At 67.3% G+C, this 18109-nt stretch carries 18 protein-coding genes and 1 riboswitch; of the genes, 2 read left to right on the top strand and 16 right to left on the bottom strand.

Going from position 1 to position 18109, the window contains the following annotated elements:
• Positions 1 to 36: 36 nt before the first annotated feature.
• The 6 genes from FJX73_10505 to FJX73_10480 are packed head-to-tail and all read right to left on the bottom strand — an operon-like array spanning position 37 to position 6495.
• The gene (locus FJX73_10505; protein ID MBM3471202.1) at positions 37 to 1083 is read right to left on the bottom strand and encodes an ATP-binding cassette domain-containing protein; all 1047 of its coding nucleotides are present in this window, start codon (positions 1081 to 1083) and stop codon (positions 37 to 39) included.
• Positions 1083 to 2081: an ABC transporter ATP-binding protein gene (locus FJX73_10500; protein ID MBM3471201.1), complete on the bottom strand. Its 999-nt coding sequence runs from the start codon at positions 2079 to 2081 to the stop codon at positions 1083 to 1085. Before FJX73_10500 ends, FJX73_10505 begins: the two co-directional genes overlap by 1 nt.
• A 2-nt stretch (positions 2082 to 2083) precedes the next feature.
• Positions 2084 to 2959 (bottom strand): ABC transporter permease, encoded by an 876-nt coding sequence (locus FJX73_10495; GenBank protein MBM3471200.1) that lies wholly within the window; start codon positions 2957 to 2959, stop codon positions 2084 to 2086.
• The gene (locus FJX73_10490; protein ID MBM3471199.1) at positions 2956 to 3966 is read right to left on the bottom strand and encodes an ABC transporter permease; all 1011 of its coding nucleotides are present in this window, start codon (positions 3964 to 3966) and stop codon (positions 2956 to 2958) included. The genes FJX73_10495 and FJX73_10490 overlap by 4 nt, the downstream gene beginning before the upstream one ends.
• Positions 3967 to 4013: 47 nt before the next feature.
• Positions 4014 to 5627, bottom strand: a complete 1614-nt coding sequence (locus FJX73_10485) for an ABC transporter substrate-binding protein (GenBank protein ID MBM3471198.1) — start codon at positions 5625 to 5627, stop codon at positions 4014 to 4016.
• 55 nt (positions 5628 to 5682) lie between these two features.
• Positions 5683 to 6495: an IclR family transcriptional regulator gene (locus FJX73_10480; protein ID MBM3471197.1), complete on the bottom strand. Its 813-nt coding sequence runs from the start codon at positions 6493 to 6495 to the stop codon at positions 5683 to 5685.
• Positions 6496 to 6602: 107 nt separating this feature from the next.
• Here FJX73_10480 and FJX73_10475 point away from each other — a divergent pair, with 107 nt between their 5' ends.
• Entirely contained in the window at positions 6603 to 7805 is a 1203-nt protein-coding gene (locus FJX73_10475) for a class I SAM-dependent rRNA methyltransferase (protein MBM3471196.1), read from the top strand.
• On the opposite strand, the gene holB is transcribed toward FJX73_10475, so the two are convergent.
• The 6 genes from holB to FJX73_10445 are packed head-to-tail and all read right to left on the bottom strand — an operon-like array spanning position 7802 to position 14033.
• On the bottom strand, positions 7802 to 8851 hold the full coding sequence (holB, locus tag FJX73_10470; protein MBM3471195.1) for a DNA polymerase III subunit delta': 1050 nt from the start codon (positions 8849 to 8851) through the stop codon (positions 7802 to 7804). The genes FJX73_10475 and holB overlap by 4 nt on opposite strands.
• Before the next feature lie 16 nt (positions 8852 to 8867).
• Positions 8868 to 9197 carry a hypothetical protein gene (locus FJX73_10465; protein MBM3471194.1) on the bottom strand — a complete coding sequence of 110 codons (330 nt, stop codon included), beginning with the start codon at positions 9195 to 9197 and terminating at the stop codon, positions 8868 to 8870.
• Entirely contained in the window at positions 9194 to 9877 is a 684-nt protein-coding gene (locus tag FJX73_10460; GenBank protein MBM3471193.1) for a dTMP kinase, read from the bottom strand. Before FJX73_10460 ends, FJX73_10465 begins: the two co-directional genes overlap by 4 nt.
• 11 nt (positions 9878 to 9888) lie before the next feature.
• Positions 9889 to 11412 (bottom strand): AAA family ATPase, encoded by a 1524-nt coding sequence (locus tag FJX73_10455; protein MBM3471192.1) that lies wholly within the window; start codon positions 11410 to 11412, stop codon positions 9889 to 9891.
• A 47-nt stretch (positions 11413 to 11459) separates the two neighbouring features.
• Positions 11460 to 12707 carry a DNA helicase UvrD gene (locus tag FJX73_10450; GenBank protein MBM3471191.1) on the bottom strand — a complete coding sequence of 416 codons (1248 nt, stop codon included), beginning with the start codon at positions 12705 to 12707 and terminating at the stop codon, positions 11460 to 11462.
• Between the two features lie 6 nt (positions 12708 to 12713).
• Positions 12714 to 14033, bottom strand: a complete 1320-nt coding sequence (locus tag FJX73_10445; GenBank protein ID MBM3471190.1) for an NAD(P)/FAD-dependent oxidoreductase — start codon at positions 14031 to 14033, stop codon at positions 12714 to 12716.
• Here FJX73_10445 and FJX73_10440 point away from each other — a divergent pair.
• On the top strand, positions 13917 to 14657 hold the full coding sequence (locus FJX73_10440; protein MBM3471189.1) for a DUF192 domain-containing protein: 741 nt from the start codon (positions 13917 to 13919) through the stop codon (positions 14655 to 14657). The two genes, FJX73_10445 and FJX73_10440, sit on opposite strands and share 117 nt — an antisense overlap.
• Here FJX73_10440 and FJX73_10435 read toward each other — a convergent pair.
• The 4 genes from FJX73_10435 to FJX73_10420 are packed head-to-tail and all read right to left on the bottom strand — an operon-like array spanning position 14640 to position 17647.
• The gene (locus FJX73_10435) at positions 14640 to 15440 is read right to left on the bottom strand and encodes a metal ABC transporter permease (protein MBM3471188.1); all 801 of its coding nucleotides are present in this window, start codon (positions 15438 to 15440) and stop codon (positions 14640 to 14642) included. The genes FJX73_10440 and FJX73_10435 overlap by 18 nt on opposite strands.
• A 36-nt stretch (positions 15441 to 15476) precedes the next feature.
• On the bottom strand, positions 15477 to 16238 hold the full coding sequence (locus tag FJX73_10430; protein MBM3471187.1) for a metal ABC transporter ATP-binding protein: 762 nt from the start codon (positions 16236 to 16238) through the stop codon (positions 15477 to 15479).
• 35 nt (positions 16239 to 16273) lie between these two features.
• Positions 16274 to 17239, bottom strand: coding sequence for an ABC transporter substrate-binding protein (locus tag FJX73_10425; protein ID MBM3471186.1), 966 nt, complete (start codon positions 17237 to 17239; stop codon positions 16274 to 16276).
• Positions 17240 to 17263: 24 nt separating this feature from the next.
• The gene (locus FJX73_10420) at positions 17264 to 17647 is read right to left on the bottom strand and encodes a transcriptional repressor (GenBank protein MBM3471185.1); all 384 of its coding nucleotides are present in this window, start codon (positions 17645 to 17647) and stop codon (positions 17264 to 17266) included.
• 318 nt (positions 17648 to 17965) lie between these two features.
• Positions 17966 to 18043: riboswitch (cyclic di-GMP riboswitch) on the bottom strand.
• Positions 18044 to 18109: the final 66 nt, after the last annotated feature.

Raw genomic sequence — 18109 nt, 5'->3', positions numbered from 1 at the left:
ACCCTCCTCTCCAAGCTTGGAGCAATCGCCCCGCTATCAATCCACTCCATCTGCCCCTTCTGTTGGACCTGCCCTGGGGATACCGCGCAGTCCGCCTCTGCCGTAAGCGGGATCATAGAGGATGCACCTGACGCTGTGGCCCTGTGCGATGGAGATCGCGTCGGGAACGACCCGATCGCACGGCTCGATGCGCGCGTAGCACCGCGGATGAAACGGACATCCCGACGGCACGCGTGCGGGACTCGGAACCTCCCCGGTCAGCACGATCTTCTCAGGAATCAGCGCGCTCTCCTCGTCGGAGACCGTGGGAATGGCGGAGAGCAGGGCCCGCGTGTAGGGGTGGGCTGAATGGTGGAACAGGTCGGCCATCGGAGCCGCCTCCACAACCCTGCCCAGGTACATGACCGCAATCACATCGGCAAAGTTCCGCATCAGGCTGAGATCGTGAGAGATGACCAGGTAGGCCAGGCGCATCTCACACTGCAGCCGTCGCAGCAGCCCTATGATCTTGGCCTGGACGGACACATCGAGCGCGGCCGTGGGCTCGTCCAGGACGATGAACCGGGGCTCCAGCGCGAGCGCGCGGGCTACGGCCACGCGCTGGCGCTGCCCGCCGCTCAGTGAGTGGGAATAGCGGAGCACGAAGTCCCTGGGCGGCAGCTCCACGGTTTCGAGCAGCTCCTCCACCCTGCGCCAGCGCTTCGGGGGAGTGCCGATGCGGTGGATCAGCAGGGGCTCCTCAAGGATCTCCTTCACGCGGTGGCGAGGGTTAAGCGAGGAAGCGGGGTTCTGGAAGACGATCTGCGCCTGCCTCCTGAAGGGTCGCAGCGCCTCATCGTTGAGCCCTGTGATCTCACTGCCATCGAAGAAGATCCGGCCCGCGGTCGGCGGCAGCAGCCGAACCACTATCCTGGCCAGTGTCGTCTTCCCCGATCCGGTCTCGCCTACCAGGGCCAGCGTTGTGCCTGCCTCCACGGAAATGCTGACGCCGTCAACCGCCTTCACGTCACCCACCTTGCGGTGCAGGAGTCCCGCGGTGATCGGGAAGTGCTTGACGATGTCCCTGGCCTCGACGAGGGCCACTACCCGCCTCCTGCGTGCTGGCCGTAGAGGTGGCACGCCACCCGCCGGCCCGGCCCGATGTCCACCGCCGGCGGAACCTGCCCGTCACACACCTCCATGCGGGCAGAACAGCGTGGTGAGAAGCGGCAGCCCGGAGGCGGCGCGATGTAGTCGGGAATGCGACCCTCTATGCCGCTGCCTATGGTACCGGTCAGACGGGGCACCGCCGCGAGCAGGCCCTGTGAGTACGGGTGGTACTGCCGGCTGAACATCTCCCCTGTGGGAGCCACCTCGGCTATCTCTCCCCCGTACATCACGTAGATCCGGTCTGATACCATACGGGCGACGCCCAGGTTGTGGGTTATGTAGAGGACCGAGAGGTCCTGGCCGCGCACGAGCTCGGTCAGCTCACCGAGGATCTGATCCTGGACCGACACGTCGAGCGCGGTTCCCAGCTCATCGGCGATCAGCAGCTCCGGCCGACCGGCCAGGGCCAGCGCGATGAGCACGCGCTGGCGCATACCGCCGGATAGCTCCACCGGAAACCGGCTGAGCATCCCTTCGGGATCCGGGATCCGCACGAGCCGGAGCAGCTCAACGCACCGCGCGCGGACCCCGCCGTCCCTCCGGCGGCCAGGAACAGCGCGGCTCGCGCCCTGCCAGACGAGCACGTCGCTGAGTTGCTCGCCCACCGTGAACACGGGGTTCAGGGCCGTGGAGGGATCCTGGAACACCATGGCGATCTGGCGACCGCGTATCGTGCGGCTCTCCGACTCAGGCAGGCGCAGCAGGTCCCGGCCCTTGAACTTCACGGTCCCTGAGACGACCTCGGCGTTGGGCGGCAGCAGGCCCATTATCGCCTTGGCCGTCACCGACTTGCCGCAGCCGGTCTCTCCCACCAGAGCCACGCTCTCGCCCCTGGCCACGGCAAGGTCAACGCCGTTGATGGTGCGGGCGCGCCCCTCGTAGGTGAGGAGGTGGATCCGTAGACCGCGAACGTCCAGCAGCGCGCGGTCCATCGCTACGACCCCGCCCGCCACTGCTCTATGTGGACGTCGAATACGTCGCGCAGCCCGTCACCGAGCAGGTTGAAGCCCAACACTGCTGCGAAGATCGCAAGACCCGGAAATGTCGCGGTCCACCAGTGGCCGGGAAGGTAGCTACGCCCCTCGGCGATCATCGTGCCCCATTCGGGCGTCGGAGGCTGGGCGCCCAGTCCCAGGAAGCTCAACCCAGAGGCGGTCAGGATGACGAACCCCATGTCGAGGGTGGCCTTTATCAGTATTGGCGACCAGACGTTGGGGAGTATCTCATGAAAGGCAGTCCGCATCGGCCCCGCGCCCAACCCGCGGCTCGCCTCCACGAACTGCTCTTCGCGGAGTGAGAGCACCTGCCCGTAGACGAGCCGAGTGTACCAGGGCCACCAGGCAAAGGAGATGGCAAGCATCGCGTTCGTCAGGTTGGGGCGGAGGGCCACGGTCACGGCCAGCGCCAGCGCTATCGGCGGCACGGCCAAAAAGACGTCGGTGATCCGCATGATCACGCCGCCCAATCGGCCCCCCCAATAGCCGGCCACAAGCCCCAGCGGCACCCCGATCAACACCGACAGGAGCAGGACGGCCACCCCGAGCGTCATCGAGATCCGGGCCCCGAAGAAGACCCTGGATAGGATGTCACGCCCCGCGTCATCGGTTCCCATGATGTGGGTCCGCGACGGCGGCTTGAGACTGGCCTCGAAGTTCACGAACGATCCGGCGTGTCTTGGGTGGGGGGCGATGTAGGGGGCGAGAATCGCCGCACCGACTATAAGGACCACTATCGCCAGCCCGATGACCGACAGGGTTGATTGGCGGAAGCGGAACCACATCTTCCGCCACTCGTCTGCCCGCACCATCATCTCTCCCCGTACCGTACCCTCGGGTCGATATACCCGTAGAGGATGTCAACCAGCAGGTTGACAAGCGCGAACGCCATGCCTATGACCAGTGTCACCGCGATGACACCGTTGAAGTCCTTGAAGAGCAGCGCATCCACCCCGTAGAAAGCCAGGCCCGGCCAAGCGAAGACGTATTCGACGAGAAATGCGTTGCCCAGCAGGAAACCATAGCTCAGGCCGATGATGGTAAGCGTCGCCGTGAAGGCGTTCTTCAACATATACTTGTAGACTATCAGGTTGGCCGGCAGGCCGTAGGATCGGGCGGCGAGCGCATAGTCTCTTCGCGTCTCGTCTATCATGCTGGCTCGGATCAGGCGCATGATCTGCGCCAGCGTGCCCACCGACAGCGCGAAGGCCGGCATCGCGATGTGCTTCGCGGAGACCAGAAAGGATCGGATATCGAGCACAAGCAGGCTGTCCACCAGGTAGAACCCGGTGATCGCCACGGGCGGCGCGGGTCCTCGCCCTATCGTCGGCAGGAGCCCCAACTTGTAGGCAAACACGATCTGGAGGAGGATCGCCAGCCAGAACCGCGGCAGCGCAACCCCCGCCAGGGCGACGAGCCTGCTGGCGTGGTCTCCCATCGAGTCCTTCCGCACGGCGGAGATGATCCCCAGGGGCACGCCGACCGCGATCGATATCGCCATCGCGACCGTCGTCAGCTCCAGGGTTGCCGGGAAGAAGTCGATGAGGTCCTTCGTCACGTTCCGGTGGGTGCGCAGTGAGTAGCCGAAATCCCCGCGCAGGAGCCCTCCGACATAGTTGAGATACTGCACGTGCAGCGGCCGGTCCAGCCCCATCTGGTGGCGGAGCTGCTCCACCTGCTCGACCGTCGCCTCGGGTCCCAGGGCCAGGCGCACGGGGTCGCCCGGGATGACGCGGGAGATGGTGAAGATGAGGATCGAGAGCCCCACCATCACCGGGATGATGTGGAGTATGCGCCGCAGAAGGTACGTGCGAAAGCTCATCCTCGCGCACTCTGATGGGGGGTGGCCGGCGGCCACCCCCCGGTTACCTATCGGGCTATGGTGAAGTCATAGAAAGCGGTGTCGAATCCCAGCAGCCCCACGTAGCGGTATCCCTTGACGTAGTCCCGGAAGGCGATCCTGTGCAGCGGGTTCGCGATGTAGAGGCTCGGCGCGTCCCTTCCTATCACGACCTGCGCCTCCATGTAGAGCCGCATCTGCTCCTTGGTGTCCACCGACCGCCGGGCCTGCTCAAGCAGCCTCGTCGCCGTTGGGTTCTCGTAGAAGCTCATGCACCTGAACGTACCCCAGCAGCTCGGGTGGTACATGCCGTATGTGTGGCTGTCCACGTGCGGGTACTTCAGCGTGTCGAAGATCGCCGTGAGGTGCGGGGTGGTCTCGACCTTAACGGCGCGCTCCACAACCCTGGCCCATGGCTCTGAGATCATGTCCAGCTTGATCCCGATCTCCTCGAGGTTGCTCTTGAGCAGCAGCCCGATGAGCCGCTGCATCGGGATCGCGGGCAGCCACAGGTACTCCAGCGTGATGTCACCCGGCCTGATACCGGACTCGGCCATCAGCTGCTTTGCCCTGGCTACATTTCGACCGTATGTGGGCACCTGCGGGTTCCAGCCCGGTACCCGAACCGGCACCGGCCCCTTTGCCTTCGTGGCCCCGATGAAGATCTGCTGGATGGCGATGTCGTAGTTGAAGACGTGCGAGATCGCCTGGCGAACCTTGACGTTGTCCAGCGGCGCCTTCTTCGTGTTCATCGGCAGGTGGAACAGCTGTACGCTGGGATCCTCCTTGACGACGATCCCGGGCACTTTGAGCTCCTGGAAGCTGATGGGGGAGAGCCACTGGTTTACCATGTCGGCCTGCCCCGCCATGATCAGGGTCTTGACCGTGGCTTCCTCCATGACCGTCTTGTAGAAAACCTTCGTTATCTGGCCGGGCTTCCAGCCGCGCCAGTAGTCGTCGAAGCGTGCCATGACCATCTCTGTGGCGCGCTCCCATCGCTCCATGCGGTAGGGACCGGAGCCGGCGTCCGTTCGCTCCAGCATGGCCGCGCCGTAGTCCCCGAACTCGCCGTGAGGACCGGGACGGAGGTTCGCCATGATCAGGTCCTTGTCCATGACGAAGAAGACGAGTAGCGTTCCGAGGAAGGGCGCGTAGGCATCTTTGAGCTCGAACCGCACGGTGTGCCTGTCAACCGCCTTGGTCCGCCCAACATCGAGCACGGGTGTCCAGGTCCAGGAGAAGCCGCGCTTCAGCCGAAGCGCGCGGTCCATCGAGAAGACCACGTCCTCGGCGCTCATCTCGCGGCCGCTGTGGAACTTCACGCCACGGCGGAGCTTGAAGGTGTATGTCTTCCCGTCGGGCGAGATGGTCCATGACTCCGCCAAGTGCGCCCGCGGCTCCATCGAACCCTTCTCCACGTCTGGATAGAGAAGAGGATCATACAGGTTGATCGCCGAGTGAAGGCTGCTCTCATCCACAGCTGCCTGCGGGTCGATAGCCGTGACGATCTGCTGCTCGATGTGAGTGAACGGAACCTCCCGAACCTGGGAGGACACCGAGACGGGGACGGCGCACAGAGCCAGTATCACCCACGCCGCCACGACCGTGCCTGGCACTCTCTGCCTTGCTACCTCGCTGACCACCTCGTCCTCACCTCGCTTCCCTGCGATTTCACTGCAGTCCGGACGGCCTATCGTTTCAACGGCCCTGCGGGACGACGGGACTACCAAGCATCCGCTTCGAGACCTCGTCGGCGGCCCGCCGCACTTCCCCGATCAGGTAGGGCACACGGTCGTCACCGAACCTGAAGGCCGGGCCGCCGATGCTTAGGGCGGCGACGACCTCCCTCCGTGAGTCCACGATGGGAGCGCTGATTGCGGCAACCCCGTCGTCGAACTCCCCCACCGTGAACGCGTATCCGTCGTGGCGAATCCGTGCGAGGTCTCGGAGCAACCTGCTCTTGTTCGTAACCGTACGCGCGGTGTGCCGTGGGAGTCCTCTGGCGATCACCTGCCGGATCGCGATGTCGGGTTGATGCGCCAGGTGGATCTTTCCGGCGGCGCCCGCGTGCCAGGGAGTGATCCTTCCCAGCCGAAAGCTCACCCTGATCTGCTGCGGGCCGTCTACCGTGTCGAGGCAGATCACCCCGTCCCGGCTGGGAGCCGTCAGCACCACCGACTCGCCGGTGCGCTCGGCAAGATCCAGCATCGTTGAGCGTGCGACCTGGCGGACGTCAAAACGGTGGAGCACGACGCTTGCAAGCTCGAGCGGCTTGGTCCCGAGCGCGTACCGGCGGTCTTCGGACTGCGTCACGTAGCCGTGCCGTTCCAGCGTCCGCACGAGACGGAACACGACGGCCTTGCTCAGGCCCGTTGCCCTCGAGAACTCGCTGATGCCCAAACTGGCGTTCCCGTTTCCGAGAAGATCCAGCAGCGAAAGCGCCCGGTCTACCGATTGAACCAGGTGCCACGCGTTGGGGCGCTTCTCCCGGGCCCGGCCCGTGTTTCGCATTGTGAAACCTCGTTTCTATTCCAGCAGACCCTTCGGCGCCGGAAGGGTAAACCCTCCCACCATGGAACTCCACCAGCCATGGTGCGCCACCGGACGCAGGAGGCAGTGTGACGGGGGAGCGCGTAACCGGACGGGTGCTGCTGCGCGGCGGCCGCGAGGAGCGGATCGAAACCGGCCACCTCTGGGTCTATGGGGGAGAGATCGGCCTGGTCGAAGGCCGGCCGGAGGCCGGTGACATCGTGGACGTCTGCACGCCGCGCGGGTGGTTCCTCGGCCGCGGCTACTTCAACCCGCAGTCCAAGATCCGGGTCCGGATCTTGACCCACCAGGAGGAGCCCATAGACGACAGGTTCCTGGGGCGCCGTCTGGAAGCCGCGATCGCCCTCCGGGGGAGGGTCGTCTCCGGGACCAGCGCCTACCGGCTGGTCTTCGGAGAGGGAGACCTGCTACCCGGGTTGATCGTGGACCGCTACGGCGATGTGCTGGTGATGCAGACGCTCACTGCGGGGATGGAGCGCCGCCGGGAGGTACTGGCAGACCTGCTGGTGGCGCTGATGGAAGATCGGACCGGCGCCGGGACGGTCTACCTCCGCAACGACGCCCGAAGCCGCACCCTGGAAGGACTCCCTCTCTACCGGCAGTTCGCCCGTGGTGAGTCCGCGACGCAGATCGAGATCCAGGAAGGCCCGGCCCGATTCCTGGTGGATATTGCGACGGGCCAGAAGACCGGATGGTTCTGCGATCAGCGGGAGAACCGGCTTGCCATCGGTCCCTTTGCGCACGGCGCACGGGTCCTGGACGCGTTCTGCTACGCCGGCGCCTTCGGGATCCACTCCGCCCTGGGAGGCGCCGGTTCCGTGCTCGGTCTGGATGCCAGCGCCGAGGCCGTTGCCGCGGCCAGTGCCCACGCCGAGATGAACGGTGTGGGCGGGCGCTGTCTCTATAGGGAGGCCGATGCCTTCGACGCGATGCGGGACCTGGCGCAGTCAGGGGAGCGCTACGACCTGGTCATCCTCGATCCCCCGGCGTTCGCCCGCAGCAGGCACGCCGTGCCCAAGGCGCTCGCCGGATACAAGGAGATCAACCTCAGCGGTCTCCGCCTGCTTCGACCCGAGGGGTTTCTGGTGAGCTGCTCGTGCTCGTGGCACGTGGACGAGCAGACGATGTGGTTGACGCTGCTGGAGGCCGCACGGGACGCGGGGCGGGAGATGCGCCTGGTGGAGTTCAGATCCCAGGCGCGGGATCATCCCATGCTGGCCACGATGCCCGAGACCCGCTACCTCAAGTGCTTCCTGCTGCAGGTGTTCTAGGGCGCCGCCACCGGGGCCGGCCCGAACGAAAGGAACAGCTTCTCCAGCGCAAGCCGCGCGTTCACGTTCCGCCGCAGCGACTCCTTCGCCGCCTCGACCGCTTCGATGCGCGCGCCCAGCATCGCCTCGCCGTACTCCACGGCCAATCTCGCGATTTGGGACTGCCGGTCGCGGTTGACAAGCAGCGCGGGCTCCTGGAGCTGCTTCCAGACCAGCAGGTCCCGGTACCACAGCACGGCCAGGTCTAGTAACTGGGGCAGCAGGTCGCCTTCCTTGCCCTGCGTCTCCTTCACCAGCGCCTCGGCCGCGTCGAGCCGGACAAGCAGGTCGCCCTCCTCCAGCGCGGGCAGCAGATCCAGCAGCCGGTCCCTCGCTGCCAGCCGTTCCTCGGAATCCACCCATTCCCGCGCGCGGCCCAGCCGGCCGTCGGCCAGCGCGGAGATCACGCCGGCCCGTCCCTCGTCAACCTTCCACCGCTCGACCAGCGCCCGCTCGATCTGGTCGGCCCTCAGGTAGGTACACCGCACGAGCTGGCAGCGGGACACGATCGTAGGCAGCAGGGCCACGGCCGACTCGGCGATCAGGATGAAGGTGATCCGCTCCGGCGGCTCCTCCAGGATCTTGAGCAGGCTGTTGGACGAGTTCGGGTTCAGCCGCTCGGCGTCGGCGATGATGTAGACCTTGCGCCGGCCCTGGTAGGGCGCGTACGCGGCATCCTGCCGTAGGGCGCGGATCTGATCGATCGGGATCTCCTTGCCCCGGTAGTCCTTCTCTGGCGCCTCGAAGAACTTGTCGTGCGCCACGTCGAGGATCCGCACGTCGGGGTGGTTGCCCGAGACGATTCGCCGGCACGGATCGCACTCGCCGCACGCGTCGCCGTCCGGCCGATCGCAGTTGAGGAACTGCGCGAACGCCAGCGCCAGCGTCCTCCGCCCCACGCCCTTGGGACCTACCAGAAGGTAGGCATGCCCAACTTTTCCGGCGCGGACCGCGGACCGGAACAAGAGGATGGCGTGATCCTGGTTGACGACGTCGCGAAATGCCACGCGGCTCCCCCGGTTCTTAGACGCGTTCCATGCGCTCGACGTTCAACACGAAGACGATCGCGCCTCCGACCTCCACCTTCACTGGATACGTAACGTACGAGTCCACCGGTTCCACGACCGGTGGAATGGGCGTCATCAACTGCTCGCGCCGCTGACAGACGCGCCGGACCACCTCCAGCACGGCCTCAACCTGGCCGTCGTCTACGCCCGTGAGGATCGTGGCGTTCCCCGCGCGGAGAAACCCACCGGTGCTGGCCAGCATCGTTGCCTGCACCTCCACCTCGGTGAGCGCATCAATGAGCCGGCCGGCGTCCTGCTCCTGGGCGATCACGAGCACCAGCTTCATGCACACCACCCCCGGCGGTCCAGCAGCCGCCGGACCGCGTCCACCAACGCGGCGTGAACTTCCTCGGCGGGCAGTGTACCGTCCACGACCACGAATCTCGATGGCTCTTCGCGCGCCAGTTGAAGGAATCCTGCGCGCACCCGCCGGTGGAACTCCAGCGTCTCCTGCTCGAGGCGGTCGCCGCGGCCGCGTGGGCCTTCCTTGCCATCGGCGCCCCGGGCGCGGGGCAGGCCGACCGATGGATCCACGTCCAGAAGCAGGGTGAGGTCGGGGACCAAGCCCCGCGTCGCGACCTCGTTCACCCGGCGCACTACCTCTGCGGGAAGGCCCCTGCCGTAGGCCTGGTACGCGATGGACGCGTCCACGAACCTCTCGGAAAGGACGCAGGTGCCCGCTTCCAGCGCCGGCAGCACCACCTCGCCGACGTGCTGCGCCCGGCTCGCGGCAAACAGCAGCATCTCGGTCTCGGCGGACATCTCTCTGCGGCGCTCGTCGAGGAGAACCGCGCGGATGGCCTCGCCGATCGCGGTCCCGCCGGGCTCTCGTGCCAGCACGAGGGGGATGACCCCTCGGAACCGCTCGTACAGCCGGTGGGCATGGGTGCTCTTGCCCGCGCCTTCCGGGCCCTCGATCGTGATGAAGAGGCCGCGTTCGCGAGTGGGGTTGGTCGGATTCGTCACGGTGGCTCCGCCTACTTGGGATAGATGACCACGCGCCGGTGCGGCTCTTCCCCCTGGCTCTCCGATGGAAGGCCGTAACGCTGGACGAGCTGGTGCTGTAGCCGCCGGATGTACGAGTTTTGCGGAGACAGCTCCACGGAACGGGTGGACTCGAACACCTGGGCGATTGCCTCCTCGACCTCGGTCAGCGCCGCCTCGTGCTCGGCCTGCTCCTCCGGCACGCCGAAGACCCCTCGGAGGAACTGTTGGATCTGCGTGACGGTGTTGCTGCGCAGGACGTGCACCGGCATCCCCCGCACCGCCGCGTCCCTCAGCCGTTTGGGCTGCCGCTTCTCCTGTGACTTCAGCGTCAGCACCATGTCCGCCTCTCCAAGCGACCCTACGATGTACGCCGGGACATGAAGCTCCCGGATCGCGCGTTCCAGCCGGTTCTGGCTGACCGCGTACGGAAAGATGCGCACAATCTGACGCCCGGACCGCGCCGCGAACGGGCCCTCTGGCGTCCAGGATGGGGCAGGGGCCGAAGTGGGTGGGGATATCTCCACCTCGCCGCCGGCGGTCCGCGCTCGCAGCTCCGGATGGGGCACCGCGCCCCGCAGGTACCTGTCTACAACCATCGCGACGTCGCGGTGCACGGCCAGGCGGTCTTTGTCCTGGATCTCGATCAGCACGTCGAAGGTCGGCGGGGCCTTGCGCTCGAGCACCGTCTTCTGGGTGCCGCGCCGGCGGGCTTCCTCGTCCGAAAGGGTCACCGCCTGGATGCCGCCCACAAGGTCGCAGAGGGTCGGGTTCTGCAGCAGGTTGTCCAGGGTGTTGCCGTGCGCGGTGGCGATCAACTGGACGCCTCTCTCGGCGATCGTCCGGGCCGCCAGCGCCTCGGCCTCGGTACCGATCTCGTCAATGACCACCACCTCGGGCATGTGATTCTCGACCGCCTCTATCATCACGGCATGCTGAAGCGCCGGTACCGGGACCTGCATCCGGCGGGCGGCGCCGATGCCCGGATGAGGGATGTCGCCGTCGCCGGCGATCTCATTGGAGGTGTCCACCACGACCACGCGCTTGCGCAGTTCGTCCGCCAGCACCCGGGCGGCCTCGCGCAGCAGCGTGGTCTTGCCCACGCCCGGCCGGCCCAGGAGCAGGATCGAGTGCCCGGACTCGATCACGTCGCGGACGATGTCCACCGTGCCGATCACAGCCCGGCCCACCCTGCAGGTCAGGCCGATGATCTCGCCCTGGCGGTTGCGGATGGCGCTGATCCGGTGCAGGGTCCGCTCGATGCCGGCGCGGTTGTCCTTGCCGAAAGATCCTACGCGCTCGGTGACGTATCGGAGCGTCTCGCGCTCGACGAATGCCTCGTCCAGCGCCAGGACCTCGTTGGGAAAGCGGGCCTCGGGCCGCCGCCCCAGGTCCAGCACTACCTCCAGGAGCTGGTCGAGGTCAGGACGCTGCTCCAGCGCGGCCCGCAACTGGGGCGTGAGGACTTGAAGGAGCAAGTCGAGGTTGTCGGTGATGCGGGTCTGGCGGCCGGTCACGGAGGCTCCATCATTGATCGATTCTCATTATAGGAGCGCAGGGCACGCTAGAACAAGGTCGTCTGCGATGGCGGTTCGATCACCTCCTGGACCTCCTCGCCGTCATCGAAGATGCCTATCTCACCGAAGACGCCGTCGTAGCCCGGCGCGATGCGCACCCGGCCCTCACGCACCCGCCGGAGACCCTCTGCGACGCGCAGCGTGGTGTGCCTGCGCACCTCCTCGACCGGCGCGTCCAGCAGGACGTTGAACTCGCTCCCGAAGGCGCTGCAGAGCTTGTAGTACTCCTCCCGCACCCCAACGGTCCCGGGCCTGGCGCCGACGGCCTCGGCGATGATCTCCTCCAGCGGGACCAGGTTGCGGTACGGCACCGCGCCTTCGGGCACGAAGCCCTCCTCGCGATCGGCCAGGCGCTCCACGCGGTGCAGCACCCCGACGGTCGGCGGCTTCCCGCACACCGGACACTTGCCGCCGGCGGCGATGGTCTCCTTGGGCGCCATGCGGTGGTTGCACAGCCGGTGGCCGTCGTAGTGGTACTTGCCCTCTTCCGGGAAGAACTCAATGGTGTACAGCAGGCGCGAGAGGTCCTTCTCGCGGAGGACGCGCATGATCTCGAAGTAGTCGGGGTCGCAGGCGAAGACGTTGGCCTCGCGCCCCAGTTTGGCCGGGGAGTGCGCGTCGGAGTTGCTCAGAAGAACAACGCGGTCCAGCTCGGACAGGCGCCAGTTCATAGCCGGGTCGCTGGATAGCCCGGTCTCCACTGCGGCGATGTGCTTGAGCTGGTCACCGAAGCACTCGGCCATCGAATCGAACCCGGACATGCTGCCGTACAGCGAGAACCAGGGCGTCCACGCATGGGCGGGGGAGACCATGCAGTCGGGTGAGATCTCCATCAGGTACTCCACCATGCGGTCGGACGGCAGCGTGAGCGTCGGCCTGCCGTCGGCCATCAGGTTGCCGAAGCGGCCCAGCACCGCGTTGATCCGTTCCACCACGTCGAAGGACGGCGCGAAGAGGATATTGTGGATCTTGCGCAGACGGCCCCCGGCGGAGTAGATGCTCGACACCTCAGCGGTCAGCATGAAGTGCACGCCGTCGTGAACGTACAGCCCGCGAGCGTTGGGCTCGAGCTTGTCGCGCAGCTCGCGCAACCAGACAGGATGGGTGAAGTCACCGGTACCCAGCACGGCTATGCCCTTGAGCTTGGCCCAGCGCGACATGTTCTCCACGTCCATGTCACGGCTGGTGGCCCGGCTGTAGTGGGAGTGCAGGTGAAGGTCGGCAATCAGGCGCATCGGCGGCTAGGAAGCGCTCCAGGTCTGGGCGGGCGACGGCGCGCCGCCGTCGGACCACACCGAAAGCATTGCCGCGCCAATCGCCGCCAGGACCGTGGGCGCTAATCCTAGGTCGCGCAGGCACGCGCGGACGGCCGAAACGAGCACGGGCCGCAACAGGCGCGACTGGTGCTGCGTGTCGCCGTGCTCCTCCACGGCGCGGCGCAGTCCACCGTCCCCGGCCAGCGCGCGGATGATCGTGCTGATGTGTCGGTCAGAAAGGCGGTTGAGCGCCCCCCTGGCAATGGTTGTGAACGCCGCCTCGCGGCCGAACGCGGCGCGCCACTCGCGTTCGTATCCCGCCAGCGCCCGCCGGGCTCCGCCCAGGTAGCGGGCCGCGGCCCGGCCGGCGATCTCTCCTGCCTGCATCGCGAAGTAGATTCCTCCGCCGCTGGTGGATTTGACCTGCCCCGCAGCGTCGCCTATCACGAGCATCCCGTCGGTGAAGGTCGGGCGGCGCTGGCCCAGGATGGGTATCCGACCGGCGATCCTGCGCACGATCCTGGCGTTCCGCAAACGCGGTGAGGCAGAAGGATGCATCGTTCTCAAACCTTCGAGGTAGTGAGCCGGAGGCCTGGCTGCCCAACGCGGGTCCACTGCCACGCCGAGGCGGCCCCTTCCGCCGCCTGTAGGCATGAACCAGCCAAAGAAGCCCGGGGCGACGTTCCAGCCGAAGTACAGATCTGGCGCGTCCTCCTGCTCGATCGCGGCGCCCTCGACATCGTACTGGAGGCCGTGGACGAGAGCCCGTCGGGGCGTGAGCCCGAGCTGCGGCGGCAGGATCGGCACGGCACCCTCGGCGTCAATGACAAGTGGCGTTGTGATGGCGAGCCGCGCTCTGCCGCGATCCACCTCGACCCTCAGTCCACCGGCGGCCGCACCAGGTGTGGCGCCACCGGCAGCGGGCCCATGGCCCTGGTTGCGCACCACGGTGCGGGCACGCGCCCCCACGAGCACCTCTGCCCCCGACGACAATACCTGCTCTGCCAGGTACCGGTCGAGCGCGGCGCGGTCCACCAGATAGGAGTCCACCGAGGCCCGGCGCACCCTGGCCACCCAGCCGTCAGGAGCATGGAGCGCTGCGCCGCGCAGCGCGTTTTGAGCCATGGACGAAGGCAGACCGAACCGCTCGAAGGCGTGCACCGACAGCTTGCCGGTGCAGTGGACCGGATGCCCGACCTCCGCGTGCTCTTCCAGCATGACCGTGCGCAGGCCGAGCGCGGCGCAGGTCCGTGCCGCGGTCGAGCCCGCGGGTCCGGCCCCGACGACAAGAACGTCACAGATCATGCCGCGCCACCTTCAGTCTTCATCGGCCTCTCCGGCGGGTTCGAGTCGCCGTTTGGGCTCTCCTGCCGGCAGGGCCGCGCCGCGCCGCGCCGAACCTGCATCCCTACGGAGGTTCACCACGAGATGAGACGCGTCCTGTGGCTGTTGGTCCTCATCGTTGTCGCCGCCGCCCTACCGTTGCGCGTAAGCAGCGCGCCGGCCACGCCGGCTCCTCCGGGCGCGGCCCCAGGCGACGGCCGCGGTACGCTCCGCGTCTACCAGAACGGCCTCCGGGCGACGCTGCAGGTGGAGATCGTCGCCAGCATCGAGACCCGGTCCAGGGGCCTGATGTTCAGGAAGTCGCTGCCCGAGGATGCCGGCATGCTGTTCGTCTTCGAGGTGGACGGGCGCTGGGGCTTCTGGATGAAGAACACCCTGATCCCGCTGTCCATCGGGTTCATTGACAGCAGGTGGCGCCTGCTGGAGGTCATGGACATGCAGGTAGCGCCCGACCCCTCCAACGGACCCTTCACGATCTACGAGCCGAGCTCGCCCTACCGCTACGCGCTGGAGGTGAACCAGGGCTACTTCAAGCGCAAGGGCATCGCGCCTGGAGCGCGCACGGAGTTAGTCCCCGCGAGGTAGAACGGCCGCCGCCCCCAGCAGCGCCAGCGCCACCAGCACGATCGCCCCGCCCGCGGCCACATCCAGGTAGAACGCCGCCACCAGCCCCAGCACAACCGCGGCAACCGCGAAGGTGATCGCCGCGGCCAGCGTCCCCCGGAACGACGACGCTACCTGCATCGCCGCGAGCGTCGGCAGCACCAGCAGCGCGCCCACCAGCAGTATGCCCACGATTCGCATCGCCAAAACTACCACCAGCGCCGTGAGCACCGTGAACAGGAGGTTAAGCGCAGGGACCGGCAGCCCGCTCGTGCGCGCCGTCTCCTCGTCAAAGGTGATGGCAAACAGCTCTTTGTAGAGCCCTAGCACGGTTGCGGCGGTCAGCCCGCCGAGCGCGGCTATCACCCACACGTCCAGAGGCGTCACCGTGGTGATGCTGCCGAACAGATAGCCAAAGAGGTCCACCGTGAAACCGCGCGCCAGCCCGATCAGCACGATCGCCACCGCGAGCCCTCCGTAGAGAAACACCGCGAGCGCGGCTTCCCCGAACATACGGCCGCGCGCGCGCAGTGCCTCGATCCCCACCCCGCCGGCGATGGCAACCACGAGCGCCGACAGGATCGGGGGCACACCGGCGAACAACCCGACCGCTATTCCGGCCAGCGACACGTGCGCGAGCGTATCGGCGATCAGCGATAGGCGGCGCAACACAAGGAAGACCCCTATCAGGGGACAGACAACACCCACTATCACCCCGGCGAGCAGGGCGCGCTGCATGAACGAGTGCTGCAGGATCTCCGGCATCTGGCGAAGCGCGACCGGGTCCGGTCCTCCTCCTGTCTAGTGCACGTGCGACACTACGCGCACGCCGGTGTGGTAGACCGCGCGCAGCGCATCGCTCTCCAGGAACGCGTGCGGCTCGCCGTGGTAGACGAGCGTGCGGTTCATGCAGGCCAGCGTAGTGACCTCCGAGGCGATCACGCCGACATCGTGGGAGATCATGACCAGCGTGACGTTGAGGTCGCGGTGCAGGTGGCGGAGCAGGTCGTAGAACCTTTCCTGCGCCCCGGTGTCCACGCCGACGAGGGGCTCATCAAGCACAAGCAACTCGGGCTCGCTGACCAGCGCTCGCGCGATGAAGGCGCGCTGCTGCTGGCCGCTGGAGAGGTGGCCTATCATCCGTCCGCTCAGATCCGCGACGCCGGTCACCTCCAGCGCGCGCTCGACCGCGCGCCGGTCCTCCTTGCCCGGGGCCCGCAGCAGACCGGTCCGCCCGGCGCGACCGCTGGCCACGACTTCCCTGACCATGGCAGGAAACCGGGGATCGAACGCGGTAACGCGCTGGGGCACGTAGCCGATGCGCCGCCACTCGGTGAATCGCTTCAGCTCGGTGCCAAACAGGAGCACCTCGCCGCACGAGGGACGCAGCAGCCCGACGAGGATCTTCAGCAGCGTGGTCTTCCCAGAACCGTTGGGGCCTATTATGCCGAGGAAGTCCCCTGCGTGGACGGTCAGAGAAATGTCCTCGATCACGCGCTCGTGGGCGTACGCGTAGCAGACGCCGCGAACCTCGACGACCGGTGTACGCGCCCCGCGGTCCATCAGCGACCCCTCATCGCGCGCCCCACCGGCGGACCTCACTGGCGGCACCCGAGCCCTTCGCGCAGGACGCGCAGGTTCTCGTCCATGATCGTGACGTAGTTGGCACCGGCGGCGATCTCCTCGGGCGTCAGCCCCTCGACCGGGTGCAGCATCATGGTGCGCGCCCCGATCTCGCGGGCGAGGGTCTCCGCGGCACGCGGCGACGCCGGACGCTCGACGAACACCACGCGCACTCCTCTCGCGCGCAGCGTTCTTGCCAGGCGGGCGAGCGCGGCAGGCGTCGGATCGGCCTCGGGCGCCAGCCCGGCCAGCCCGATGTGCTCGAGACCGTAGCGCCGGGCCAGGTATGCAAACGCGGTGTGCGTGCTCACCACCAGCCGTTGCTCGCAACGCGCCAGGCCCTGGCTGAAGCGGGCGTGCAGTCCGGCGAGCTCTCCGCGGGCAACGGTGGCGGCCTGCCGGTACGCCTCCTCGCCCGCCGGATCGGTGGCCGCAAATGCGATCAGAATCGTTTCCAGCATCTGCGCCGCCAGCAGGGGATCCAGCCATGCGTGGGGATCGGGAACACCGGCGGTCGCGGGCTTGCCGGGAACACCGGCGGTCGCGGGCTTGCCGGAGGCGCTCGTACCCTGCGACGTCCTGATCAGAGGCAGGCCGGCGGTGGCTCGAACCACGCCCACCGTGGTTGGGAGAGTCGGCAGCAACCGCTCGACCCACGGCTCGAATCCCGCGCCGTTGTAGATGAGCAACCGCGCCCGGCTAATCGCGGCCACGTCCTGCGGGCCGGGCTCGAAGTCGTGGGCCTCCGTACCCGCGGGCACGAGCGTCCGCACCTCGACGCGATCGCCGCCGATCCTGCTCGCGAACTCCGCCAGCGGGTAGATCGTGGCAAGGACCACCGGCCGCGCCGGGGACACCCGGACGCCGCGGGATCGGGCGGCCACAAGGCCCAGCAGCGGGATGGCGACGAGGAGGAGCACGAAGGCGATGCGCCGGTTCATCGTAGGCGCCTCATCGTACGCGCCTCATCTGCACTCCCCGCAGTAGCCGAAGAACTCCAGCCGATGCCCGGTTACCCGAAATCCAGGAGCAGCGTCCCTGGGTGCGCGCGGGGCCGGGCAGCGCCTCAGCGGCTGCCACCGCCCGCACTCAAGGCAGACCACGTGGTCGTGGTGCTCGGCCGCCAGGCCGTAGCGGGTCGCTCTGCCGCCGAGGGACACGGACTCCACCAGGCCCGCGCGCGCGAATGCTGCGAGCGCCCGATAAACCGTGGCGAGCCCGATCGCCAGTCCGTCTCGGCCGACGCGCCGGCGGATCTCTCCCGCGGTCAGGTGGCATCCCGCGGCCTGGATCGCCCGCAGGATGCGCTGTCGCTTATGGGTATTGCGCGTCCGCTTTGGGTCTGCCATCGCCTGCCGCCGCGTACAGAAGTGAGAATCTTTCTCATTTCGCGCAACGATTGTACGGCCTGGGGGCCTGGTCGTCAACGGAGGTGGACGGGAAAGAACGAATGGCGACGGCCGGGACGGGGAGAGCTGCGGTGAGAAAGCGTTGCGCGCGAAGTGGCGCCGGATCGCCGTGCCGGATTCGGCGACCGGCGTGCTCCCCCCGGTATCCCGGCCGCGCCACGGTGAGGTCTGGGTTGATGCGGCGCGCCGTCCGACGGGCAATCCCGAAAAAGAAAACGCGAGCGCGAATGGAAGCACTCGCCTCGCCGGTGCTTCCTCTTCGGCAACCCAGCCGGCCACCGCCGTGGCCCTGTGGCTTTGCGTCCCCGGATTGCTCCGGGTTTGCCCGTTCGGAGGTCTGACCCGTATTCGGTTGACTTGAGGATACCGCGTCCGCCCTCTGTTGACAAGCCCCGGAAGGAG

The organism is Armatimonadota bacterium, assembly GCA_016869025.1.
Taxonomy (GTDB): domain Bacteria; phylum Sysuimicrobiota; class Sysuimicrobiia; order Sysuimicrobiales; family Humicultoraceae; genus VGFA01.
This window is presented reverse-complemented; position numbering and strand designations above follow the sequence as displayed.